At 76.1% G+C, this 24,383-nt stretch carries 1 protein-coding gene; it reads right to left on the minus strand.

Going from position 1 to position 24,383, the window contains the following annotated elements; genetic code table 11:
- Nucleotides 1–79: 79 nt before the first annotated feature.
- Nucleotides 80–24,382 (minus strand): type I polyketide synthase, encoded by a 24,303-nt coding sequence (locus ACIQTO_RS35265; RefSeq protein WP_402397038.1) that lies wholly within the window; start codon nt 24,380–24,382, stop codon nt 80–82.
- Nucleotide 24,383 lies beyond the last annotated feature (1 nt).

A 24,383-nucleotide genomic window follows, 5' to 3' on the forward strand; every position in this document is an offset into this window, starting at 1 on the left:
CCGGGCCGCGGCAGCGGACCTCCGGGCCCCGGCTCCGGGGCGGCGGCGGACTCGCGCCGCCGCCCCGGGGCCCGGACCGTCACTCCAGACCGCTGGTGCCCAGCTCCTCCCGGACCAGGTTCAGCAGTTCCTCGTCGTCGGCGGCGTCGAGGAGATCGGTGATGGTGTCCTCGTCCTCCGCCGGGGCTCCGGCGGCCCACCTGGCCAGGAACGCCTGCAGCCGCACGGTGACCCTGGTCCTCGACAGCTCGTCCGGCGGGCTGTCGGCCATCGCCGCCTCCAGCCCGTCGAGCATCCCGAGCAACGGCTCGACGTCCGCGGCCGACTCGGCGCCCGGCAGTGTGCTGTGCAGATGGGCTGCCAGCGCGACGGGTGTCGGGTGGTCGAAGACGATCGTGGCCGGGAGCGGCACACCGCACTCCCGCGCCAGCCGGTTGCGGAACTCGACGGCCGTGAGCGAGTCGAAGCCGAGGTCGCGGAACGGCCTGGTCCCGTCGATCTCCCGGGTCGAGGAGTAGCGGAGCACGTCCACGAGGACGCCCCGGGTCAGCTCCAGCAGTTCGGCCGTCCGCTCCCTCGGGCCCAGTCCCGCCAGCCGGGCGGGCAGCCCACCGGCCCCGGCCGCGGGCGCCTGCGCCGTGGTCAGCGCGTCGACCGCCTCGGGCAGGTCGCCCAGCAGCGGGCTCGGCCGGCCGGAGGTGAAGGCGGGCGCGAACCGTGCCCAGTCCACGTCGGCGACGGTCAGCCCGCTCTCGCCGCCGTCGACGGCCGCCGCCAGGGCGGAGAGCGCGAATTCCGGGTCGAGCGGCACCAGGCCGCGGCGGCGCAGGAAGTCCTCCGCGCCGTCGGCGGCCATCCCGGCGCCCGCCCACGGCCCCCAGGCGACCGACGTCCCGGCGAGACCGCGGTCCCGCCGGTTCCTGGCCAGGGCGTCCAGATAGGCGTTGCCCGCCGCGTAGAGGGCCTGCCCGCCGCTGCCCCAGGTGGCCGCGATGGACGAGAAGACCAGGAACAGCTCCAGGTCCGCGGCCTCGGTGAGCTCGTCCAGGTGCGCCGCGCCGTCGACCTTGCCGCCGATGATCTTCGCGATGTCGTCGACGTCCGTCTCCGCGAGCAGCGCCGACTGGGCGACGCCCGCGGCGTGGACCACACCGAGCAGCGGACGGTCGGCCGGGATCGCGGCCAGCACCGCGGCCAGCTCCTCCCGGTCGGCCGCGTCGCACTCGGCGACCGTCACCCGGGCACCGGCCGCCGTCAACTCGGCGGCCAGCTCGGCGGCACCGGGCGTGCGGGCGCCCCGGCGGCTGGTGAGGACCAGGTCCGTGACCCCCCGGCCGACCAGCCACCGCGCGACGACCGCGCCCAGCGCACCGGTGCCGCCCGTGACCAGCACCGTGCCGGGCCCCGACGGCCGCCACGGCCCCACGGGGGCGTCCCCGGCGCCGGTGCGGGTCAGCCGCCGGGCGAGCACCCGGCCGCCGCGCAGGGCGAGCTGGTCCTCGCCGGTCCCCCCGCCGAGCACGGCCGCCAGGGCCGCGGCGGTCCGGGCGTCCGGTTCGGCGGGCAGGTCGATCAGCCCGCCCCACCGCCCCGGGTACTCCAGCGCGGCGGCCTGGCCGAAGCCCCACAGCTGCGCCTGCTCCGGGCGGCCGACCCGGTCCGCCCCGTCGACGGCCACCGCACCGCGGGTGACCGTCCACAGCGGCGCGTCCAGGTCCGCGTCGTCGAGCGCCTTCATCAGCACCAGGCTCCGCGCCAGTCCGGTGGGCAGGTGCAGGATCCCGGTGACACCGTCGGCCGCGGCCCGCAGCCGGCCCGCCAGACCCGCCGGGTCGAGCCCGTCGACGGTCACCCGGACGATCTCGGCTCCCGCCGTCGCGGCGCCGAGCAGCGCCGCCCCGGGAGCCGCGTCGGCCTCGGTGTCGGTGACGAGCAGCCAGGTGCCGTCGAGCCGCTTCGGAGCGGGCGTGACCGGCTTCCACACCACCCGGTAGAGGCAGTCGTCGAGCACCGGGTGCTGCCCCGGCCGGCTGCCCGCCGTGACCGGCACCTTCGGCCAGTACCGGTCCCGTTGGAAGGCGTAGGTCGGCAGCTCCACCCGGGCACCCGCCGGCAGCACGGCCGGCCAGCCGACCTCGGCGCCCGCCGTCCAGAGCCGGGCGAGCGCCTCCAGCGCGGTGTCCCGGTCCTCGCGGCCGGTGCGCAGCAGCGGCGCGAAGGTGCCGCCGGAAACGGACTGCTGCGCCAGCCCGCACAGCACGCCGTCCGGTCCGAGTTCCACGAACCGGCGCACGCCCTGCTCCTCCAGGTGGGCGAGGCCGTCGGCGAACCGCACCGCCTCGCGCACCTGCCGCACCCAGTAGTCCGGGGTGGTCAGCAGACCGGGCCCGGCCACCCTGCCGGTCAGGTTCGACACCACCGCCGTACGCGGCTCGGTGAAGGTCAACCCCTGGATCAGGGAAGCGAATTCGGCCAGCATCGGCTCCATCAGCGCCGAGTGGAAGGCGTGCGAGACGGTCAGCCGGCGGGTTCGGCGGCCGCGGGCCGTCCAGGCGGCCGCCAGCTCGTCGACCACCCCCGCCGGGCCGGAGACCACCACCGCAGTCGGCCCGTTGACGGCGGCGATGTCCAGCCGGTCGCCGATCTCCGCCCGCACCTCGGCTTCGGACGCCTCGACCGCCAGCATCGCGCCACCGTCAGGCAGCGCCTGCATCAGCCGGCCCCGCGCCGCCACCAACGCGCAGGCATCGGCCAGCGAGAACACCCCCGCCACATGCGCGGCGGCGACCTCGCCGATCGAGTGGCCCAGCAACAGGTCCGGGGTCACCCCCCAGGATTCGAGCAACCGGAACGACGCCACCTCGACCGCGAACAGGCCGGCCTGCGCCCACACCGTCCGGTCCAGATCGTCGGCGCCCTCGAACACCACCTCCCGGACCGGCCGGTCCAGCAGCAGGTCAAGCTCCCCGCAGACGGCGTCGAACGCGTCCGCGAACACCGGGAACGCCTCGTACAGCCCGCGCCCCATGCCGACGCGCTGCGCGCCCTGACCGGTGAACAGGAACGCCGTCCGACCCTCCACCGCGACGCCCGACACCACCGCGCCGGACGGCCGGCCCTCGGCCAGGGCGCCGAGCGGGCCGTCCCGGTCGGCGCCGAGCACCACGGCACGGTGGTCCAGCCCCGCCCGGGAGAGCAACGACCGGGCCACGTCCTGCGGTCGCAGGTCCGACCGCCGCGCCGCGAACCCGCGCAGCCGCTCCGCCTGGGCGGCCAGCGCCCCGGCCGAACGGCCGGACAGCAGCCACGGCTGCGGATCGGCGTCCACCGCTCCGTCCACCGCGCCGGTCGTCGCCGGCGGCCGGGTCCCGGCGGCCGGAGCGGCCTCCAGGATGACGTGCGCGTTGGTCCCGCTGATCCCGAACGAGGACACGCCCGCCCGGCCCGGCCGGTCCACGACGGGCCACGGCCGGCGCTCCGTCACCAGGTCGACCGCGCCCGCCGACCAGTCCACCTGCGGCGTCGGCTCGCCGACGTGCAGGGTCGGCGGCACGATGCCGTGCCGCAGGGCGAGCACCATCTTGATCACTCCGGCGACACCGGCGGCGGCCTGGGTGTGGCCGAGGTTGGACTTCACCGAACCCAGCAGCAGGGGCTCACCGGACCGGTCCTGACCGTAGGTGGCCAGCAGCGCCTGCGCCTCGATCGGGTCGCCCAGCCGGGTGCCCGTCCCGTGCGCCTCCACCACGTCCACCCCGTCCGCCGACAGCCCCGCGTTCGCCAGTGCCTGCCGGATCACCCGCTCCTGCGAGGGACCGTTCGGCGCGGTCAGCCCGTTCGACGCGCCGTCCTGGTTCACCGCGCTGCCCCGCACCACCGCCAGCACCTCGTGCCCGAGCCGTCGCGCGTCGGAGAGCCGCTCCAGCACCAGCAGGCCGACGCCCTCGCCCCACCCGGTGCCGTCCGCCCCGGCGGAGAAGGCCTTGCAGCGGCCGTCCGCCGCCAGTCCGCCCTGCCGGTCGAACTCCGCGAACACCCCCGGGGTCGACATCACCGACACACCGCCGGCGAGCGCCAGTTCGCACTCGCCGCCCCGCAGCGCCTGCGCCGCCAGGTGCAGCGCCACCAGCGAGGACGAGCAGGCCGTGTCCACCGTCATCGCCGGGCCCTCCAGCCCGAACGCGTACGCCACCCGGCCGGACAGCACCGAGGCCGCGTTGCCCGTGGCCACGTGCCCGGCCACGTCCTCCTCGGAGGCCGCGAGCAGCACCGGGTAGTCCTGCCCGTTGGTTCCGGCGAAGACCCCGACCGGCCGCCCCCGCAGCGCGTGCGGATCGACACCGGCGGACTCGAACGCCTCCCAGGACGCCTCCAGCAGCAGCCGCTGCTGCGGGTCCATCGCCAAGGCCTCACGCGGCGAGATCCCGAACAGCCCGGCGTCGAACTCCGCCACGCCGTCGAGGAATCCGCCCCGCGCGGCCGAGTCCGCGCCCGTCCAGCCGGCCTGCCAGCCGCGGTCGGAGGGGATCCCGGTCATCGCGTCCACACCGTCGGACAGCAGCTCCCACAGGGCGTCCGGCGATCCGGCGCCACCCGGGAAGCGGCAGGACATGCCGACGATCACGATCGGCTCCTCCGCCGCGGCGGCGCCGCCGGCGGCCGGGACGGCCTCGCCCGGCTCGGCCCGGCCGAACAGCTGCTCGGCCAGGTTCCGCGCCAGCACGGCCGGAGTCGGCCGGTCGAACACCAGGGTGGCCGACAGGGACAGGCCCGTCCGGGCCGCCGCCAGGTTCCGGAACTCCACCGCCGTCACCGAGTCGAACCCCAGGTCGCGGAACGCCTGCTCGGCGCCGACCGCGTCCGGCGAGCCGTGTCCCAGGACCACCGCGGCCCAGGACCGCACGGCGTCCAGCAGCAGGGCGGGACGCCTGGTCTCCGGCGCCGCCGCGAGCTCCGCCCGGAACTCCGCCGCCGGCCCGACACCCGCCGCGCCCGCCGCGCCGGCCGTGGCCCCGGCGGCCTCCGGCAGGTCCGCCAGCAGCGCGCCGGCCCGGAGCCCGCTCAGGCCGCCCGCGAACAGCGACCAGTCGATGTCGGCGATCACCAGGGTGGCGTCGTCGTGGCCGATCGCCCCGGCCAGGGCCGTGACCGCCAGCGCCGGGTCCATCGGCGGCAGACCGCCACGCCGCAGCCGCTGCACCAGCGCGGGGTCGGCCGCCATGCCGCCGTCCGCCCACGGGCCCCACGCGACCGACACACCGGGCAGACCGCGCTCGCGCCGCCCGCCCGCCCACGCGTCCACGAAGGCGTTGGCGGCGGCGTAGTTGGCCTGACCGGCGCTGCCGACGGTGCCCGCCAGCGAGGAGAACGCCACGAAGAACTCCAGCGGGTGCCCCTGCGTCGCCTCGTCCAGGGCGACGAGACCGGCCGCCTTCGCGGCCAGGACCGCCTCGAACCGTTCCGGGGTGAGCGAGTCCAGCGCACCGTCGTCCAGCGCACCGGCCGCGTGCACCACACCGATCAGCGGGAGGTCCGCCGGGATCGCCGCGGCCAGTGCGGCCCGGTCGGTCACCTCGCAGGCCGCGACCACGACCTCGGTGCCCAGCTCCGCCACCTCCGCGACCAGGTCCGCCGCGCCCGGCGCGTCCATGCCGCGACGGCTCGTCAGCACCACCCGGGCCACCCCGCACTCGGCCAGCCACCGGGCGACCGTGGCGCCCAGGGCGCCCGTCCCGCCGGTGACCAGGACGGCCCCGGCGCCGGCCGGCGACCACGGCGCCCCGTCACCGGAGGCGACCCGGACCAGCCGGCGACCGTACGAACCCGAGCCGCGCACGGCCACCTGGTCCTCACCGGTGCCCCCGGCCAGCACCGCGACCAGCCGCGAGCCCGCCCTGGCGTCCAGGGCGGACGGCAGGTCCACCAGGCCGCCCCAGCGCTCCGGGGCCTCCAGGGCGGCGACCCGGCCGAACCCCCAGACCTGTGCCTGCGCGGGACCGGCCGCCCGGTCCGACCGGCCGACCGAGACCGCGTGCTCGGTCAGCGCCCAGACCGGGGCGCTGACACCCGCGTCACCGAGGGCCTGGAACAGGCCCAGGGTCAGCTCCAGGCCCTCCGGCACCGAGGAGCCCGGCGCCGTCTCCTCGGCGAGCGCGGCCAGCGACACCACGCCCGCGACCTCGCCCACACCGTGGAGCTGCGCGGCCAGGGCCGCCCGGTCCGTACCGACGGGCACGAACCGGACCACCTCGGCGCCCGCCGACCGGATCGCCGCCGCCACATCCTCGGCCAGGGCGTGCGTCACGCACGCCGCCGGGACGGCCAGCAGCCACCTGCCGGTCAGCGCCGGGGCCGCCGCCGGACCGGTGAGCGGCCGCCAGGTCACCTGGTAGCGCCAGGACTCGATCGCGGACTCCCGGCGCCGCCGGCCGCGCCAGGTGGAGAGCACCGGCAGGGCCGCGCCGAGCAGCCGCGAGGGGTCGGGGGTGTCCAGGATGTCCGCCAGATCGCCGAAGTCCTCGCGCTCGACGGCGTCCCAGAACCTGGCCTCCACCGAGTCCCCCGCCGTCGGCGCGAGCCCGGCGGTAGCGGCCTGCGGCCAGAACCGCTGCCGCTGGAAGGCGTACGTCGGCAGCTCGACCCGCCGCCCCTCGGGCAGCACCGCGGACCAGTCGACCTCGGCGCCGTCGGCCCACAGCCGGGCGAGCGCCCGCAGCGCCGTCCCGGTGTCCTCACGGCCGTCGCGCAGCAGCGGGGCGAACACACCGTCCGCGACGGTGTGCTGCGCCATCCCGGACAGCACACCGTCCGGCCCGAGTTCCGCGAACCGGGTGACACCGAGCTCGCGCAGGGTGTCGACGCCGTCGGCGAAGCGGACCGCCTCGCGCACCTGGCGCACCCAGTACGCCGGGGTGGACACCACCCCGGGCCCGGCGAGTTCACCGGTCAGGTTCGAGACCAGCGGGACGGCCGGTTCGGCGAACGACAGGGTTTCCAGCACCGCGCCGAACTCGGCGAGCATCGGCTCCATCAGCGCGGAGTGGAAGGCGTGCGAGACGGTCAGCCGGCGGGTCCGGCGGCCCCGGGCCGTCCAGTCGGCCGCCAGCTCGTCGATGCTCTCGGCCGGGCCGGAGACCACCACCGCAGTCGGCCCATTGACGGCGGCGATGTCCAGCCGGTCGCCGATCTCCGCCCGCACCTCGGCCTGGGAGGCCTGCACCGCCAGCATCGCGCCACCGGCCGGCAGCGCCTGCATCAGCCGGCCGCGCGCCGCCACCAGGGCGCAGGCATCGGCCAGCGAGAACACCCCCGCCACATGCGCGGCGGCGATCTCGCCGACCGAGTGCCCCAGCAGGAAGTCGGGCGTCACGCCCCAGGATTCGAGCAACCGGTACGAGGCCACCTCGACGGCGAACAGTCCGGCCTGGGCCCACACCGTCAGGTCCAGGTCGGTGCCCTCGAACACCGCCTCGGTGAGCGGGCGGTCGAGCCGGAGGTCCAGCTCCGCGCGGACGGCGTCGAAGGCCTGCGCGAACACCGGGAACGCCTCGTACAGCCCGCGCCCCATGCCGGCGTACTGCGCGCCCTGACCGGTGAACAGGAAGGCGGTGCGGTGGTCGCCGACCGCGCCGGAGACCACCGCCGCGTCGGGCTCGCCCGCGGCCAACGCGGTCAGGCCGCGCAGGAGTTCCGCGTGGTCCCCGCCGACGATCACCGCCCGGTGGTCCAGTGCCGCCCGGGAGACGGCCAGCGACCGGGCGACATCGCGGACGTCGGCGCCCCGCGCGACGAACGCCCGCAGGCGGTCCGCCTGCGCGCGCAGGCCGTCGGCCGTCTTCGCCGAGAGGGTCCAGGCGGGGAGCCGCGGAGCGGGCTCCGGCTCCTCCACCGGGGCCGGCGGCACGCTCTCGATGATGACGTGGGCGTTGGTGCCGCTGATCCCGAAGGAGGAGACGCCCGCGCGACGCGGCCGGTCCGTCTCCGGCCACGGCCGGGCCTCGGTCAGCAACTCCACCGCACCGGCCGACCAGTCCACCTTCGGGGACGGCTCGTCCACGTGCAGGGTGGCCGGCAGCACGCCGTGCCGCATCGCCTGCACCATCTTGATCACCCCGGCGACGCCCGAAGCGGCCTGGGTGTGGCCGATGTTGGACTTGACCGAGCCCAACCACAGCGGCCGGTCGGCCGGCCGGTCCTGCCCGTAGGTGGCCAGCAGTGCCTGGGCCTCGATCGGGTCACCCAGCACGGTGCCCGTGCCGTGCGCCTCCACGGCGTCCACGTCACCCGACGACAGCCCGGCGTTCGCCAGCGCCTGCCGGATCACCCGCTGCTGAGCGGGACCGTTGGGAGCGGTGAGGCCGTTGGACGCACCGTCCTGGTTCACCGCGCTCCCCCGGAGCACCGCGAGGACCCGGTGCCCGTCGCGCCGGGCGGTGGAGAGCCGCTCCACCAGCAGGACGCCGACGCCCTCGGCCCAGCCGGTGCCGTCCGCGCCGGCCGCGAAGGACTTGCAACGACCGTCGGAGGCCAGCCCGCCCTGCCGGTCGAACTCGTCGAAGGCGGCGGAGGACACCATCACCGTCACACCGCCCGCCAGGGCCATCTCGCAGTCGCCCTCACGCAACGCCTGCGCCGCCCAGTGCAACGCCACCAACGACGACGAACACGCCGTGTCCACCGTCACCGCCGGCCCCTCCAGACCGAACGCATACGCCACCCGACCCGAGATCACACTGTTCGCCGTCCCCGCCAACACATGCCCCCCGGCCTCCTCCAACCCCCCACCCATCCCATAACCCGACGACGACGCGCCGACGAACACCCCCACCGCACCACCACGCACCGACCGAGGATCGATCCCCGCCCCCTCGAACGCCTCCCACGACGCCTCCAACAACACCCGCTGCTGCGGATCCATCGCCAACGCCTCACGCGGCGAAATACCGAACAACCCCGCGTCGAACTCCGTCACCCCCGCCACGAAACCACCACGCGCGGCCCCACCACCCAACACACCCACCGGCCAACCACGATCGGACGGGAACCCCGACACACCGTCCACCCCACCGGCCACCAGATCCCACAACCCCGCCGCCGACCCCACCCCACCCGGATACCGCGCACTCATCCCCACGATCACCACCGGATCGTCCGAGACCGACACCACCCCGGCAGACACCCCCGACTCCACCCGCGACTCCACCGCGGCCACCGACCCCAGCAACTCCCCCGCCAGATACCCCGCCAACACCACCGGCGTCGGATAATCGAAAGCCAACGTCGCCGACAACGACAACCCCGTCTCCCGCACCAACAGATTCCGCAACGCCACCGCCGTCAACGAATCAAAACCCAACGCACGGAACGCCTGCCCCGCCCCCACCGACTCCACCGACGCATGACCCAACACCACCGCCGCACACGACCGCACCAACTCCAACACCAACCGCTCACGACGCCCCACCGGCGCCGCCGCCAACTCCGCCCGGAACACCGAACCCCGCTCCACCACCCCCACCACCGGCACCAACGCCGCACCCACCTCCGGCAGATCCGCGAAGAGCGAGCCGGCCCGCGCGGACCCGAAGACCGGCGCGAACCGCTCCCAGTCCACGTCGGCGACGGTCACGCAGGTCTCGTCCCCGTCCACGGCACGGGCCAGGGCGAGGACGGCGAGCCCGGGGTCCATCGTGCTCAGGCCGCGGCGGCGCAGTTGTTCGGCGGCCTCGCCCTGGGCGGCCATGCCCTCGCCGGCCCACGGCCCCCAGGCCACGGAGGTGCCCCGCAGGCCCCGCCCCCGGCGGCGCTGCACCAGCGCGTCGAGATAGGCGTTGGCGGCCGCGTAGACGCCCTGGCCACCGCTCCCCCAGGTGGCCGCGATCGAGGAGAAGACCACGAACAGATCGAGGTCCAGCCCGGCGGTCAGCTCGTCGAGGAGTGCGGCGCCGGTCGCCTTCGCGTCGAGCACGCGGGCGATCTCCGCCTCATCGGTGACCGCCAGCGGCACGGCACCCTGCCCGACACCGGCCGCGTGCACCAGGCCGGTCGGCCGGTGCTCCGCGAGCAGCGCGGCCAGCGCCTCCCGGTCGGTCGCCTCGCAGGCGGCCACCACGACCTCGGTGCCCGCCGCCGTCAGCTCGGCCACCAGCTCGGCGACGCCGGGGGCATCCGCGCCGCGACGGCTGGTCAGCACCAGTCGCGGCACCCCGCGACCGGCCAGCCAGCGGGCCGTCTCCGCACCCAGCGCACCGGTCCCACCGGTGATCAGCACCGGGCCGGACGGCGCCCACGGCGTCACGGGCGAGCCGTCGGCCGCGACGCGGGTCAGGCGGCAGCCGTACACGCCGGCGCCGCGCACGGCCACCTGGTCCTCACCGGCGCCGCCGCCGAGCAGGGCGACCAGGCGCCGGGCCGACCGCGGGTCGAGGACGGCCGGGAGGTCGACCAGACCGCCCCAGCGCTGCGGGTGCTCCAGCGCGGCGACCCGGCCGAGGCCCCAGACCTGGGCCTGGACGGGATCCCGCAGCGGATCGGAGCGGCCGATCGAGACGGCTCCGCTGGTGACCGCCCAGAGCGGGGCGTCGATCCCCGCCTCGCCCAGGGTCCGGAGCAGGTCCACCGCGGCCGATACCACGGCGGACCCCACCGCACCCGACGGGAGCACCGCGACGACCCCGGCGACCGCCGCCGGGACGGCGTCCAGGTCGAACGGGAGCACGTCGGCGCCGGCCTCCCGCAGCGCGGCGGCGATGCCGTCCGCGTCCGCGGCGCCCTCCGGTGCGGCCAGCAGCCACGTCCCGGAGAGCCTGCCGTCCGTCAGCCCGGTCAGCGGCTTCCAGGTCACCCGGTAGCGCCACGACTCGATCACCGCCTCCTGACGGCGCGACCGCCGCCAGGAGGACAGCACCGGCAGGACGGACCCGAGCGCGTCCGGTGCCTCGGCGATGTCGAGGGTGTCGGCGAGGCCGTCGAGGTCCTCGCGCTCGACCGCCGCCCAGAACCGGGCCTCGTCCGGGTCGGCCGTGCCGGCCCCCGGGTCGAGCGGCTCGGGCCAGTAGCGCTCGCGCTGGAAGGCGTAGGTGGGCAGTTCCACCCGGCGGCCGGTGGGCAGCAGCGCGGACCAGTCGATCTCCGCGCCGGCCGCCCACAGCGTGGCGAGCGCCGCGAGCACGGTCTCCCGGCCGTCCCGGTCCTTGCGCAGCAGCGGGGCGCCGACCGCATCGGGAACGATCCGGCCCGCGAGCGCGGTCAGGACACCGTCCGGACCGAGTTCGACGAACCGGGTCACGCCGTGGCCGTCCAGGGTGGCGACGCCGCCGGCGAACCGGACCGCCTCACGGACCTGGCGCACCCAGTACTCCGGCGACGACAGCAGACCCGGCTCGGCAACAGCCCCGGTCAGGTTGGAGACGATCGGGAGCGTCGGCTCGGCGAAGGCCAACCCCTCCAGGACGGCGGAGAATTCGGCCAGCATCGGCTCCATCAGCACCGAGTGGAAGGCGTGCGACACCGTCAGCCGGTGGGTCTTGCGGCCCTGCGCGGCCCAGCCGGCCGCGAACTCCTCCACCACCCCGGCCGAACCCGACACCACCACCGCAGTCGGGCCGTTGACCGCCGCGACATCCAGCCGATCGCCGAGCTCCGCCCGCACATCGGCCTCGGACGCCTGCACCGCCAGCATCGCGCCACCGTCAGGCAGCGCCTGCATCAAGCGGCCACGCGCCGCCACCAACGCGCAGGCATCCGCCAGCGAGAACACGCCCGCGACATGCGCGGCCGCCACCTCACCGATCGAATGCCCCAACAGGAAGTCCGGCACCACACCCCAGGATTCGAGCAACCGGAACGACGCCACCTCCAGCGCGAACAACCCGGCCTGCGCCCACACCGTCCGGTCCAGATCGTCGGCGCCCTCGAACACCACGTCCTTGACCGGCCGGTCCAGCAGCAGGTCGAACTCCGCACACACCGCGTCGAACGCCGCCGCGAACACCGGGAACGCCGCGTACAACCCCGCGCCCATCCCGACCCGCTGCGCACCCTGACCCGTGAACAGGAACGCCGTCCGACCCTCCACCGCGACACCCGACAGCACAGCGCCCGAAGGCCGCCCCGCCGCCAACGCGGCCAGCCCGTCCAGCAGTTCAGCACGTCCGGCGCCCAGCACCACCGCGCGATGGACCAGCTCGGCCCGCCCGGTCGCCAGCGACCACGCCACGTCCGCCGGACGCTCGTCGGCGCCCAACGCCCCGGCCAGCCGCGCCGCCTGGGCCCTCAGGGCCCCGTCGCTCTGCGCCGACACCAGCCACGGCACCGGGCCATTGGCCGGCTCGGACGCCGCGACCGGCGCCTCGGGCGCGGCCGGCGCCTCCTCGATCACCACATGCGCGTTGGTGCCACTGATCCCGAAGGACGACACACCCGCCCGACGCGGCCGCTCGGCCCGTGCCCAGGGCCGGGCCTCGGTCAGCAGCTCGATCGCGCCCGTCGACCAGTCGACCTGCGGCGTCGGCTCGCCCACGTGCAGCGTCGCGGGCAGCACGCCGTTCCGCAGCGCCTGCACCATCTTGATCACCCCGGCGACGCCCGCCGCCGCCTGGGTGTGCCCGATGTTCGACTTCACCGACCCCAGCCACAACGGCCGGTCCTCGCCGCGCCCCTGGCCGTAGGTGGCCAGCAACGCCTGCGCCTCGATCGGGTCACCCAGCCTGGTCCCCGTCCCGTGCGCCTCCACCGCGTCCACCTCGGACGCCTCCAGCCGGGCGTTCGCCAAAGCCTGGCGGATCACCCGCTCCTGGGCCGGACCGTTCGGCGCCGTCAGACCGTTCGACGCGCCGTCCTGGTTCACCGCGCTGCCCCGCACCACCGCCAGCACCTGATGGCCGTTGCGGCGCGCGTCCGACAGCCGCTCCACCAGCAGCAGCCCGACACCTTCGGACATGCCGGTGCCGTCGGCGTCGGCCGAGAAGGCCTTGCACCGCCCGTCCGAGGCCAGGCCGCCCTGCCGGTCGAACTCGGTGATCACGCCCGGGGTGGCGAGCGTGGTCACCCCGCCGGCCAGGGCGAGGTCGCACTCGCCGCCCCGCAGCGCCTGCACCGCGAGGTGCAGCGCCACCAGCGAGGACGAGCAGGCCGTGTCCACCGTCATCGCCGGGCCCTCCAGCCCGAACACGTAGGCCAGGCGGCCGGACGCGACACTGGTCGCGCTGCCGGTCATCAGGTGCCCGAGCGCGCTGTCCGGGATCCGCATGCCCAGGCCGTAGTGCGAGGAGGCGGCGCCGACGAAGACACCGGTGGACCGGCTGCCCGGGGCCGAGGCGACGATTCCCGCGTCCTCGAACGCCTGCCAGGCCGTTTCCAGCAGCAGCCGCTGCTGCGGGTCCATCGCCAGCGCCTCGCGCGGCGAGATCCCGAACAGCCCGGCGTCGAACTCGGTGGCGCCGGCCACGAAGCCGCCGCGCGCGGCCTCGCCGTCGATCACGCCGGCCGGCCAGCCGCGGTCGGTCGGGAAGGCGGCGATCCCGTCCTCGCCGGCGGACACCAGCCGCCACAGGTCGGCCGGGGAGGCCACGCCGCCGGGCAGGCGGCACGCCATGCCGACGATCGCGATCGGCTCGTCGGGGGCGGCCGGCACCGCCGGTCGGGCGACGACGGCCGGGGCGCTCTCGCCCAGCAGCCTGGTCGCCAGGTGGTCGGCGAGCGCGGTCGGGTTCGGGTGGTCGAACACCGTGGTGGCGGGCAGCCGCAGGCCGGTGGCGGTGTTGAGCCGGTTGCGCAGCTCGACCGCGGTGAGCGAGTCGAAGCCGAGGTCGCGGAAGGCCTGCCGGGCGCCGATCGCGTCGGCGTCGGCGTAGCCGAGCACGGTCACCGCGTTGGCCCGGACGAGGTCCAGCAGGATCTGCCGGCGCCGGCTCGCGGAGGTGCCGCGCAGCTGCCCGGCCAGCGTGTCGCCGTCACCCGTGTCCCGTTCGGCCGCGCGGCGGGCGGCGGGGCGGATCAGGCCGCGCAACAGCGCCGGGACCGTCCCGCCACCGGTGCGGTCCAGCACGACGGGCACCAGGTGCGGGGTGGGCGCGGCGGTGGCGACGTCGAAGAGCGCGAGACCCTGGGCGGTGCTCAGGGCGACGCCGAGCTTGTCGGCGCGGGTCCCGGCCGCCGGGTCCAGGTGCCGGGTCATCGCGCTGGCCTCCTGCCAGAGCCCCCAGGCCAGCGCGTGGGCGGGCAGCCCGCGTGCGCGCCGGTGGGAGGCGAGGCCGTCGAGGAAGGCGTTGGCGGCCGCGTAGTTGGCCTGGCCACCGGTGCCGAAGGTCGCCGAGGCCGAGGAGTACAGCACGAAGAGCGCGAGGTCCGCGCCGAGGGTGAGTTCGTGGAGGTTGACGGCCGCGTCGACCTTGGGGCGCAGCACGGCCTCGACCCGTTCGGGGGTCATCGCGTCGAACACGCCGTCGTCCAGGACGCCGGCCGCGTGCACCACGCCGGTCAGCGGGTGCCCGGCCGGGATCGCGGCCAGCACGCCGGCCAGGGCGTCCCGGTCGGCGGCGTCGCAGGCCGCGACCGTCACCTCGGCGCCCAGCGCGCCGAGGTCCGCGAGCAGGTCCGCCGTGCCCGGGCCGTCCGCTCCCCGCCGGCTGAGCAGCAGCAGGTGCCGGACGCCGCGCTGGGTCACCAGGTGCCGGGCGAGCAGGCCGCCGAGCGTGCCGGTGCCGCCGGTGATCAGGACGGTGCCGGCCGGGTCCAGCGGGGCCGGCACGGTCAGGACGTTCTTGCCGACGTGCTTGGCCTGGCTGATGTGCCGGAACGCCCGGACCGCGTCGCGCACGTCCCAGGCGGTGATCGGCAACATGGTCAGGGCGCCGGCGTCGAACAGGGCGACGATCTCCGCCGTGATCGCGCGGACGCGCTCCGGGCCGGCCTCGGCGGGGTTGAACGCCCGGTAGCGCACGCCCGGGTGGTCGGCCGCGACCCGGTCGGCGTCCCGCAGGTCCGTCCGGCTCATGTCGGCGAACCGGCCGCCGTCGGCCAGCAGCCGCAGCGAGGCGTCCACGAACTCGCCGGCCAGCGAGTTCAGCACCACGTCGACGCCGCGTCCGCCGGTGGCCGCGCGGAACCGGTCCTCGAAGGCGAGGTCGCGCGAGGAGGCGAGGTGCGCGTCGTCCAGGCCGAGCGACCGCAGCACGTCCCACTTGGCGGGCTTCGCGGTGCCGAACACCTCCAGGCCCAGGTGCCGGGCGAGCTGCACGGCGGCCATCCCGACCCCGCCGGCGGCCGCGTGCACCAGCACCGCCTCCCCCGGCCGCGCCGCCGCCACGTCGACCAGACCGTAGTACGCCGTCGTGAACACCACCGGCACGGCGGCGGCCTGCGCGAAGGTCCAGCCCGCCGGCATCCGGGCCAGCAGCCGGCGGTCGGTGACCGCCCGGTCGGCGAAGCCGCCGGAGAAGTGGCCGAACACGCGGTCGCCGACGGCCAGGTCGGTCACCTCGGCGCCGACCTCGGTCACCACGCCCGCGGCCTCGGCGCCCATCACCGCACGGTCGGGGTACATGCCGAGCGTGATCAGGACGTCGCGGAAGTTGACCCCGGCCGCGCGGACGGCGACCCGGACCTCCCCGGCGCCCAGCGGGGCGTCGGCCCCGGTCGCGGGCACCAGGGCCAGGTTCTCCAGGGTGCCCTGCTCCGTGACGTCCAGCCGCCACGCCGCGGGCCCGTCGGGGGCGACGAGGTCCTCGCCGGCGCCCTGCCGGACGAGCCTCGGCACCCGGGCCCCGCCTTCGCGGAGCGCGATCTGGGGCTCCCCGTCGAGGGTGGCCCACGCCTGCCAGTCCGGGTCCTCGCCGGCGGGGTCACGGTCGAGCAGCACGATCCGGCCGGGGTGCTCCGACTGCGCGGACCGCAGCAGGCCCCAGACCGCCGCGCCGGCCAGGTCGGTCACCGGCTGCCCGGGAGCGGCCGGGACCGCGCCGCGGGTGACGACGACCAGGCGGGCGGCGGCGAGCCGGTCGGACGCCAGGAAGCCCTGGACGGTGCGCAGGACGTCGCCCGTGGTCCGCCGGACGGTCCGCGCCACCTCGGCGTCGGTTCCGCCGGGCGGCACGGTCAGGACGACCACCGGGGGCGTCGTGCCGTCCTCGACCGTGCCCGCGTCCGTGCCCGTGCCCGCGTCCCGCCAGGCCGAGGTGTCGGGCCGGGTGGGTGCCCCGGCCGCCACCGGCGTCCAGTCGACCGTGAACAGGGCGTCCTGGACGGCGCGTTCACCGGCCCGGCGCAGGGACGCAGCGGCGACCTCCCGCAGGGTCAGCGACTCGATGCCGATCACCGGCACACCGGCGGAGTCGGCGGCCCGCACCGTGATGCCGTCCGGACGGACCGTCAGCGCCACCCGGAGCGAGCCGGCCCCGGTCGCCTGGAGGGACACGCCGTCGAAGGAGAACGGCAGCCGGGTGCCGGCCCCGGGGTCGGCGGCGAGGCCCACCGCGTGCAGCGCGGCGTCCAGCAGCGCCGGGTGCAGCCCGAACCCGTCCGGCCTCAGGTCCGGCGGCAGCGCGACCTCGGCGTAGACGGTGTCGCCGTCGCGCCAGGCGGCGCGCAGCCCGCGGAACGCCGGGCCGTAGCCGTACCCGGCCGCCGTCAGCGTCTCGTAGTAGTCCTCGACCTCCAGCCGGTCGGCGCCGGTCGGCGGCCAGACGGCTAGGTCGGCGCCGGCCTGCACGGCGGTGGCCGCCGGGGCCAGCAGGCCGGTGGCGTGGCAGACCCACGCGGTGTCCGCGGTGTCCGTGGCGTCCGGGCGGGAGAACACCTCCAGGGTGCGGGAGCCGTTCTGCTCGGCGGCGCCGACACTCAGCTGGACGGCGACGCCGCCCTGGGCGGGCAGCACCAGCGGCGCCTGCAGCACCAGTTCGGCGAGCAGCCCGCAGCCGGTCTGCTCGCCGGCCCGCAGCGCCATCTCGACGAACGCCGTCCCCGGCACCAGCACCTCGCCGCGCACCGCGTGGTCGGCCAGCCAGCCGTGACCGGCGAGGCTCAGCCGTCCCGTCAGAACGAGGCCCCCGCCCGGCAGGGGCAGGGCGGCGCCCAGCAGCGCGTGCTCGGTCACGAGCTGGCCGACCGTCGTCAGGTCGCCCGCCGCGACGACGGACTTCGGCCAGTAGCGGTCGCGCTGGAAGGCGTACGTCGGCAACTCCACCCGGCCACCGCCGGGCAGCAGCGACCCGAAGTCGACCGGCGCCCCGGCCGTCCAGGCCTCGGCGAGCGCCGCCAGCAGCCGCTCCGGACCGCCCTGCCCACGCCGCAGCGTCCCCAGCACGGCCGCCTCGGCGGCGACCGCGTCGGCCGTCTCCAGCACGCCGACCGTCAGCACCGGGTGCGGACTGCACTCGATGAACACCGAGCGGCCGTCGGCCAGCAGCGCGCGGGTGGCCTCCTCGAACCGCACCGTGGAGCGCAGGTTGTCGTACCAGTACCCGGCGTCCATCCGCGCGGTGTCGATCGGCGCACCGGTCAGTGTGGAATACAGCGGGACCCGGGAGGTCGCCGGAACGATTCCCGCCAGCTCGGCCAGGATCCGCTCCCGGACCTGCTCCACCTGCGCGGAGTGCGAGGCGTAGTCCACCGGAATCCGCCGGGCCCGCACCTCCCCCGCCGCACACAGCGCCAACAGCGCGTCCAGCGCCGCCGGCTCACCCGACACCACCGTCGACGACGGACCGTTGAACGCCGCCACCGACACCCGACCCGCGAAGGAACCGCCCTCGAAGGAACCGATCAGCTCCTCGACCACGGCACGACCCGCCGCCAGCGACACCATGCCACCGCCACCGGCCAGTTCCACCAGTGCCCGGCTGCGCAACGCCACCACCCGCGCGCCGTCCGCCACCGACAACGCACCCGCCACCACCGCGGCCGCGATCTCCCCCTGCGAATGCCCCACCACCGCCGACGGCTCCACCCCGTGCGCCCGCCACACCTCCGCCAGCGACACCATCACCGCCCACAACACCGGCTGGACCACATCCACCCGGCCCAGCAACAGCTCGTCGCCCAGCGCCTCCGCCAACGACCACGACACGAACGGCGCCAACGCCGCCTCGCACTCCGCCAACCGCGCCGCGAACACCGGCGACCAGTCGGCGAGTTCACGTGCCATGCCCACCCACTGCGAACCCTGCCCCGGGAACACGAACACCACGTCACCCGGCACCACCCGGCCCCGGACCACACCCTCACCGTCCAAGGTGCCCAGCGCGGCCACCAACCCGGCCCGCTCACCACCCAGCACCACCGCACGATGCTCCAGAGCGGCCCGCGACACCAGCGACCGGCCGACCTGCGCCGGCGTCAGCCCGGTCCGCCCGGCCACGAAGTCCCGTAGTCGCTCGGCCTGCGCGCCCAGCGCGTCCGGCGTCCGGCCCGACAGCAGCCACGGCAGCACGCCGTCGACCGTCGCGGGCTCCTCGGCCGCCACCGCCGGCACCTCCTCCAGGATCACGTGCGCGTTGGTCCCGCTGATCCCGAAGGACGAGACACCGGCCCGGCGCGGCCGGTCCGCCGCCGGCCAGGGCCGCGCCTCGGTCAGCAGCTCGACCGCACCGGCCGACCAGTCCACCTGCGGGGACGGCTGGTCCACGTGCAGGGTGGCCGGCAGCACGCCGTGCCGCATCGCCTGCACCATCTTGATCACACCAGCCACACCGGCGGCGGCCTGGGCGTGGCCGATGTTGGACTTCACCGACCCCAGCCACAACGGCTCACCAAGCCGCTCCTGGCCGTAGGTCGCCAACAGCGCCTGCGCCTCGATCGGGTCACCGAGACGGGTGCCCGTGCCGTGCGCCTCGACCGCGTCGACGTCACCCGCCGACAGACCGGCATTGGCCAGCGCCTGCCGGATCACCCGCTGCTGGGACGGACCGTTCGGCGCCGCCAGGCCGTTGGACGCGCCGTCCTGGTTGATCGCGCTGCCCCGGATGACCGCCAGCACCTCGTGCCCGTTGCGCCGCGCGGTCGACAGCCGCTCCAGCACCACGACGCCGACCCCCTCCGCCCAGGAGGTGCCGTCGGCGGCGGCGGCGAACGGCTTGCACCGGCCGTCCGCCGCCAGCCCGTTCTGCTTGTCGAACTCGGCGAACACCCCCGGGGACACCATCACGGCGACACCGCCGGCCAGCGCCATCTCGCATTCGCCGCGCCGCAGCGCCTGCGCCGCCAGGTGCAGCGCCACCAGGGACGACGAGCACGCCGTGTCCACGGTGACCGCCGGGCCCTCCAGGCCGAAGGTGTAGGCGATCCGGCCGGACAGCACGCTGCTGACGGTGCCGGTGAGCAGGTGGCCCTCGGTGTTCGCGGGCAGGTCCATACCGAGGCCGTAGCCGGACGCCGAGGCTCCGATCACCACGCCGGTCGGCGAGTGGCCCAGCGAGAACGGATCGATCCCGGCGTTCTCGAACGCCTCCCAGACCGTCTCCAGCAGCAGCCGCTGCTGCGGGTCCATCGCCAGCGCCTCACGCGGCGAGATCCCGAACATGCCCGCGTCGAACTCGGCCGCCCCCTCGACGAACCCGCCGCGCCGGACGTAGGAGCCGCCCTCGGGCCACCCCCGGTCGGTGGGGAAGTCCGTGACGCCGTCCCGGCCTTCGGTCACCATCGCCCACAGCTGCTCCGCCGACCGGACACCGCCCGGGTAGCGGCAGCTCATGCCGACGATCGCGATCGGCTCGTCGTCGACGGGCGCCGCCGGTACCGGCGACGGGGCCCGGTCGGCCGTGCCGAACAGCTCGCCGAGCAGGTACTCGCTCAGCGCGGCGGGCGTCGGGTGGTCGAACACCAGCGTCGCCGCGAGCTTCAGACCGGTCTCCGCGCCGAGCCGGTTGCGCAGCTCCACCGCGGTCAGCGAGTCGAACCCCAGCTCGCGGAAGGCCCGGCGCGGCTCCACCGCCGCCGCGGTCGGACGCCCCAGCACCAGCGCGGTGCGGGACCGGACCACCTCCAGCAGCAGGCGCGACCGCTCCCCCTCGGGCGCGGCGGCGAGCGACTCCCGCAGCTCGGAGGACGCGGCGCCCCCGGCCGGCGCCCCGACCGGCCCGGCCACTTCGGCCAGCTCGCTCAGCAGCGGGCTGGGCCGGCCGGAGACGAACGCGGGCGCGAACCGCTCCCAGTCGACGTCCGCGACCGCCACGCAGCTCTCGTCACGGTCGACGATCCCGGCCAGCGCCCGGACCGCCACCGCGCGGTCCAGCGCGGTCAGGCCGCGGCGGCGCAGGAAGTCCTCGAACCCGGCGTCCGCCGCCATACCGGCCTCGGCCCACGGGCCCCAGGCCACCGACGTGCCGGCCAGCCCGCGCGCCCGGCGGTCCGCCACCAGCGCGTCCAGGAAGGCGTTCCCGGCCGCGTAGGCGCCCTGGCCGCCGCTGCCCCAGATCGCCGCGATCGACGAGAACACCACGAACAGGTCCAGATCGCCGGTGAGTTCGTCCAGGAGCGCGGCCCCGACCGCCTTCCCGCCGATCACCTCGGCGACGGCGTCCGCGTCGGTCTCCATCAGCGGGCCCGGCGCGCCGACTCCGGCCGTGTGCACGACTCCGGTCAGCGGGTACGCGGCCGGAATCCCGGCCAGCACCTCGGCCAGCGCCTCCCGGTCGGTCACATCGCAGGCGGCGACGGTCACCCGGGCGCCCAGCGCGGTCAGCTCGGACACGAGTGCGTCCGCTCCCGGCGCCTGTGCGCCACGGCGGCTGGTCAGCAGCAGATGCGGCACGCCCCGGCCCGCCAGCCAGCGTGCCACGTCCCCGCCCAGGGCGCCCGTCCCGCCCGTGATCAGGACGGTGCCGTCGGTGGTCCACTCCGGCGCCGCCGTCGCGGGCAGCGGCGCCCGGACGACCCGGCGTCCGAGCACCCGCGCCCCCCGCAGGGCGATCTGGTCCTCGTCGCCGGTACCGGCGAGGAGGGCTGCCAGGTGCGTCCCGTCCTCGTCGGCCAGGACGGGCGGCAGATCGATCAACCCGCCCCAGCGACCGGGCTGTTCGAGGGCCGCGACCCGGCCGAGCCCCCAGAGCAGGGACTGCTCGGGGCCCGCCGGCCGGTCGTCGTCACCGGTCGACACCGCGCCGCGGGTCAGGCACCACAGCGGGGCGTCCGAGCCCGTGTCACCGAGCGCCTGGAACAGCGGCAACCAGGCCGCGAGGTCGTCGGAGACCGGCAGCCGGCCGGCGTCCGGGGCCGCCACGAACACCACGCCGGCGAAGTCCTCACCGGCGAGGCGGGCCGCGAGCGCGGCCCGGTCCCCGGTCAGCCGCAGGCGCGTGACCCGCGCCCCGGCGGTCCGCAGCGCGGCCGCCACGTCGTCGGCGGGAGCGTCTGCGGCGGTCCCGGTCGTGGCGGTCTCGGCGGCGGCCCCGGTGGCGGGAGCGCCCTCGCCGGGAGCGCGCTCGCCCGACGTGACGAGCAGCCAGGAGCCGTGCAGCTCGACGGCGTCCTTCGACACCTCCAACGGCTTCCACGCCACGCGGTAGCGCCAGGAGTCGACGATCGCCTCCTGGTGACGCGAGCGCCGCCAGGAGGACAGTGCCGGAAGGACGCCGTCCAGGACCTCCGGGGTGTCCTCCAGTCTGAGGGTGGCGGCCAGCTCCGGGAGGTCCGCACGCTCGACGGCCGCCCAGAACCGGGCGTCCTCCGCCGAGCCGGGCGCGGCGAGCGGCGCGTCGGGCCAGTAGCGTTCGCGCTGGAAGGCGTAGGTCGGCAGCTCGATCCGGCGGCCGGCCGGCAGGACCGCCCGCCAGTCGAGGTCGACGCCGGCGGCCCACAGCTCGGCCAGCGCCCGCAGCACCGTCCCGGCCTCGTCCCGGTCACGCCGCATCAGCGGTGCGAACACGCCGTCCGCCACCGACTGCCCGGCCAGCCCGCACAGCACCGCGTCCGGGCCCAACTCGGCGAACCGGGTCACGCCGTGGTCGTTCAGGGCGGCGACGCCGTCGGCGAAGCGGACCGCCTCACGGACCTGGCGCACCCAGTACTCCGGGGTCGACAGCAGACCCGGCTCGGCGACGGCCCCGGTCAGGTTGGAGACGATCGGGAGTTGCGGCTCGGCGAAGGTCAACCCCTCCAGGATCGCGCCGAATTCGGCCAGCATCGGCTCCATCAGCGCCGAGTGGAAGGCGTGCGACACCGTCAGCCGGTGCGTCTTGCGGCCCTGCGCGGCCCAGTCTGCCGCGAACTCCTCCACCGCCTCCGCCGGACCCGACACCACCACCGAAGTCGGCCCGTTGACCGCCGCGATGTCCAGCCGATCGCCAAGCTCCGCCCGCACCTCGGCCTCGGACGCCTGCACCGCCAGCATCGCGCCACCGTCAGGCAGCGCCTGCATCAAGCGGCCACGCGCCGCCACCAACGCGCAGGCATCGGCCAGCGAGAACACGCCCGCGACATGCGCGGCCGCCACCTCACCGATCGAATGCCCCAACAGGAAGTCGGGCACCACACCCCAGGATTCGAGCAGCCGGAACGACGCCACCTCGACCGCGAACAGCCCGGCCTGCGCCCACACCGTCCGGTCCAGATCCGTACCCTCGAAGACAGTCTGCTTGACCGACCGACCCACCAGCGGATCCAGCTCCGCGCACACCGCGTCGAACGCCGCCGCGAACACCGGGAACCCCTCGTACAGTTCCCGGCCCATCCCGGCCCGCTGCGCACCCTGACCCGTGAACAGGAACGCCGAACGCCCCTCCACCGCGACACCCGACACCACCCGGGCCGCAGGCTCGCCCGCCGCCAACACGGCCAGCCCGTCGGCCAGTTCCTCACGGGCGGAGCCGAGCACCACGGCGCGGTGAGCCAGCCCGGCCCGCGTCGTCGCCAGCGACCACGCCACGTCAGCCGTCCCGGCCTCGGGCCCCAACCACCCGGCGAGGCGGGCCGCCTGGGCGCGCAGCGCTTCGGCGCTCTGCGCCGACACCGGCCATGCCACCGGACGCGTACCCGGCTCGGGCGTCCGCGCCGGCGACCCGGCGTCGGCCTCGGCGGCGACCTCGACCGGGGTCGCCTCGATGAGCACGTGCGCGTTGGTGCCGCTGACACCGAACGCGGAGACACCGATCCGCCGCGGCCGCTCCGTCTGCGGCCACGGCCGGGCCTCGGTCAGCAGCTCGACGCCGCCGCCCGACCACTCGACGTGCGGCGTCGGCGCGTCCACGTGCAGGGTGCGCGGCAGCAGCCCGTTCCGCAGGGCCAGCACGCTCTTGATCACGCCGACCACACCCGAAGCGGCCTGGGTGTGCCCGAGGTTGGACTTCAGCGAGCCGAGCAGCAGCGGCCGGTCGGCCGCACGACCGCGACCGTAGACGGCCTGCAGCGCCTCGGCCTCGATCGGGTCGCCGAGCCGGGTACCGGTGCCGTGCGCCTCCACCGCGTCCACGTCGGACGGCTCCAGGCGCGCGTTGGCCAGGGCCTGGCGGATCACCCGCTCCTGCGAAGGACCGTTCGGCGCGGTGAGGCCGTTCGACGCCCCGTCCTGGTTCACCGCGCTGCCCCGCACCACCGCCAGGACGTCGTGCCCGAGCCGTCGCGCGTCGGAGAGCCGCTCCAGCAGCAGGACGCCGACCCCCTCGCTCCAGCCGGTGCCGTCCGCCGCGGCCGCGAAGGACTTGCAGCGCCCGTCGGACGCCAGGCCGCCCTGCTTGCCGAACTCGGCGAAGGCCACGGGCGTGCTGATCACGGCCACGCCGCCGACCAGGGCCAGGCCGCACTCGCCCTGCCGCAGCGACTGGACGGCCAGGTGCAGGGCCACCAGCGAGGAGGAGCAGGCCGTGTCCACCGTGACGGCCGGGCCCTCCAGGCCGAACACATAGGACAGTCGGCCCGAGAGCACGCCGCTCGCGGTGCCGGTCAGGTGGTAGCCCGCGGTGTTCTCCGGCAGCCGGCCGGCCCCGTCGTACCCCGACGGGGAGGCCCCGACGAAGACGCCGGTGGCCGTTCCCGCCACGGCCTGCGGGTCGATGCCCGCCCGCTCGAACGTCTCCCACGCGACCTCCAGCAGCAGCCGCTGCTGGGGGTCCATCGCCAGCGCCTCGCGCGGGTTGATGCCGAACAGCTCGGCGTCGAACCCGGTCGCGTCGCCGAGGAACCCGCCCCGGCGGGTGTAGTCCCGGGCGCCGGGGAGGATCTCCTCCCAGCCGCGGTCGGCCGGGAACCCGGCGATCGCGTCGGTGCCGTCCACGACCAGCCGCCACAGGTCGTCCGGGCCGGCGACTCCGCCGGGCAACCGGCAGCCCAGCGCGACGATCGCGATCGGCTCGCGGGCCGCCGCCCGCAGCTCCCGGTTCTGCCGGCGAAGCCGCTCGACCTCCCTCAGCGAGGCCCGGAGCGCTTCGACCGCCTTGTCACCGCGGGTGTTCATC

The organism is Kitasatospora sp. NPDC091207 (genome assembly GCF_044768625.1).
Taxonomy (GTDB): domain Bacteria; phylum Actinomycetota; class Actinomycetes; order Streptomycetales; family Streptomycetaceae; genus Kitasatospora.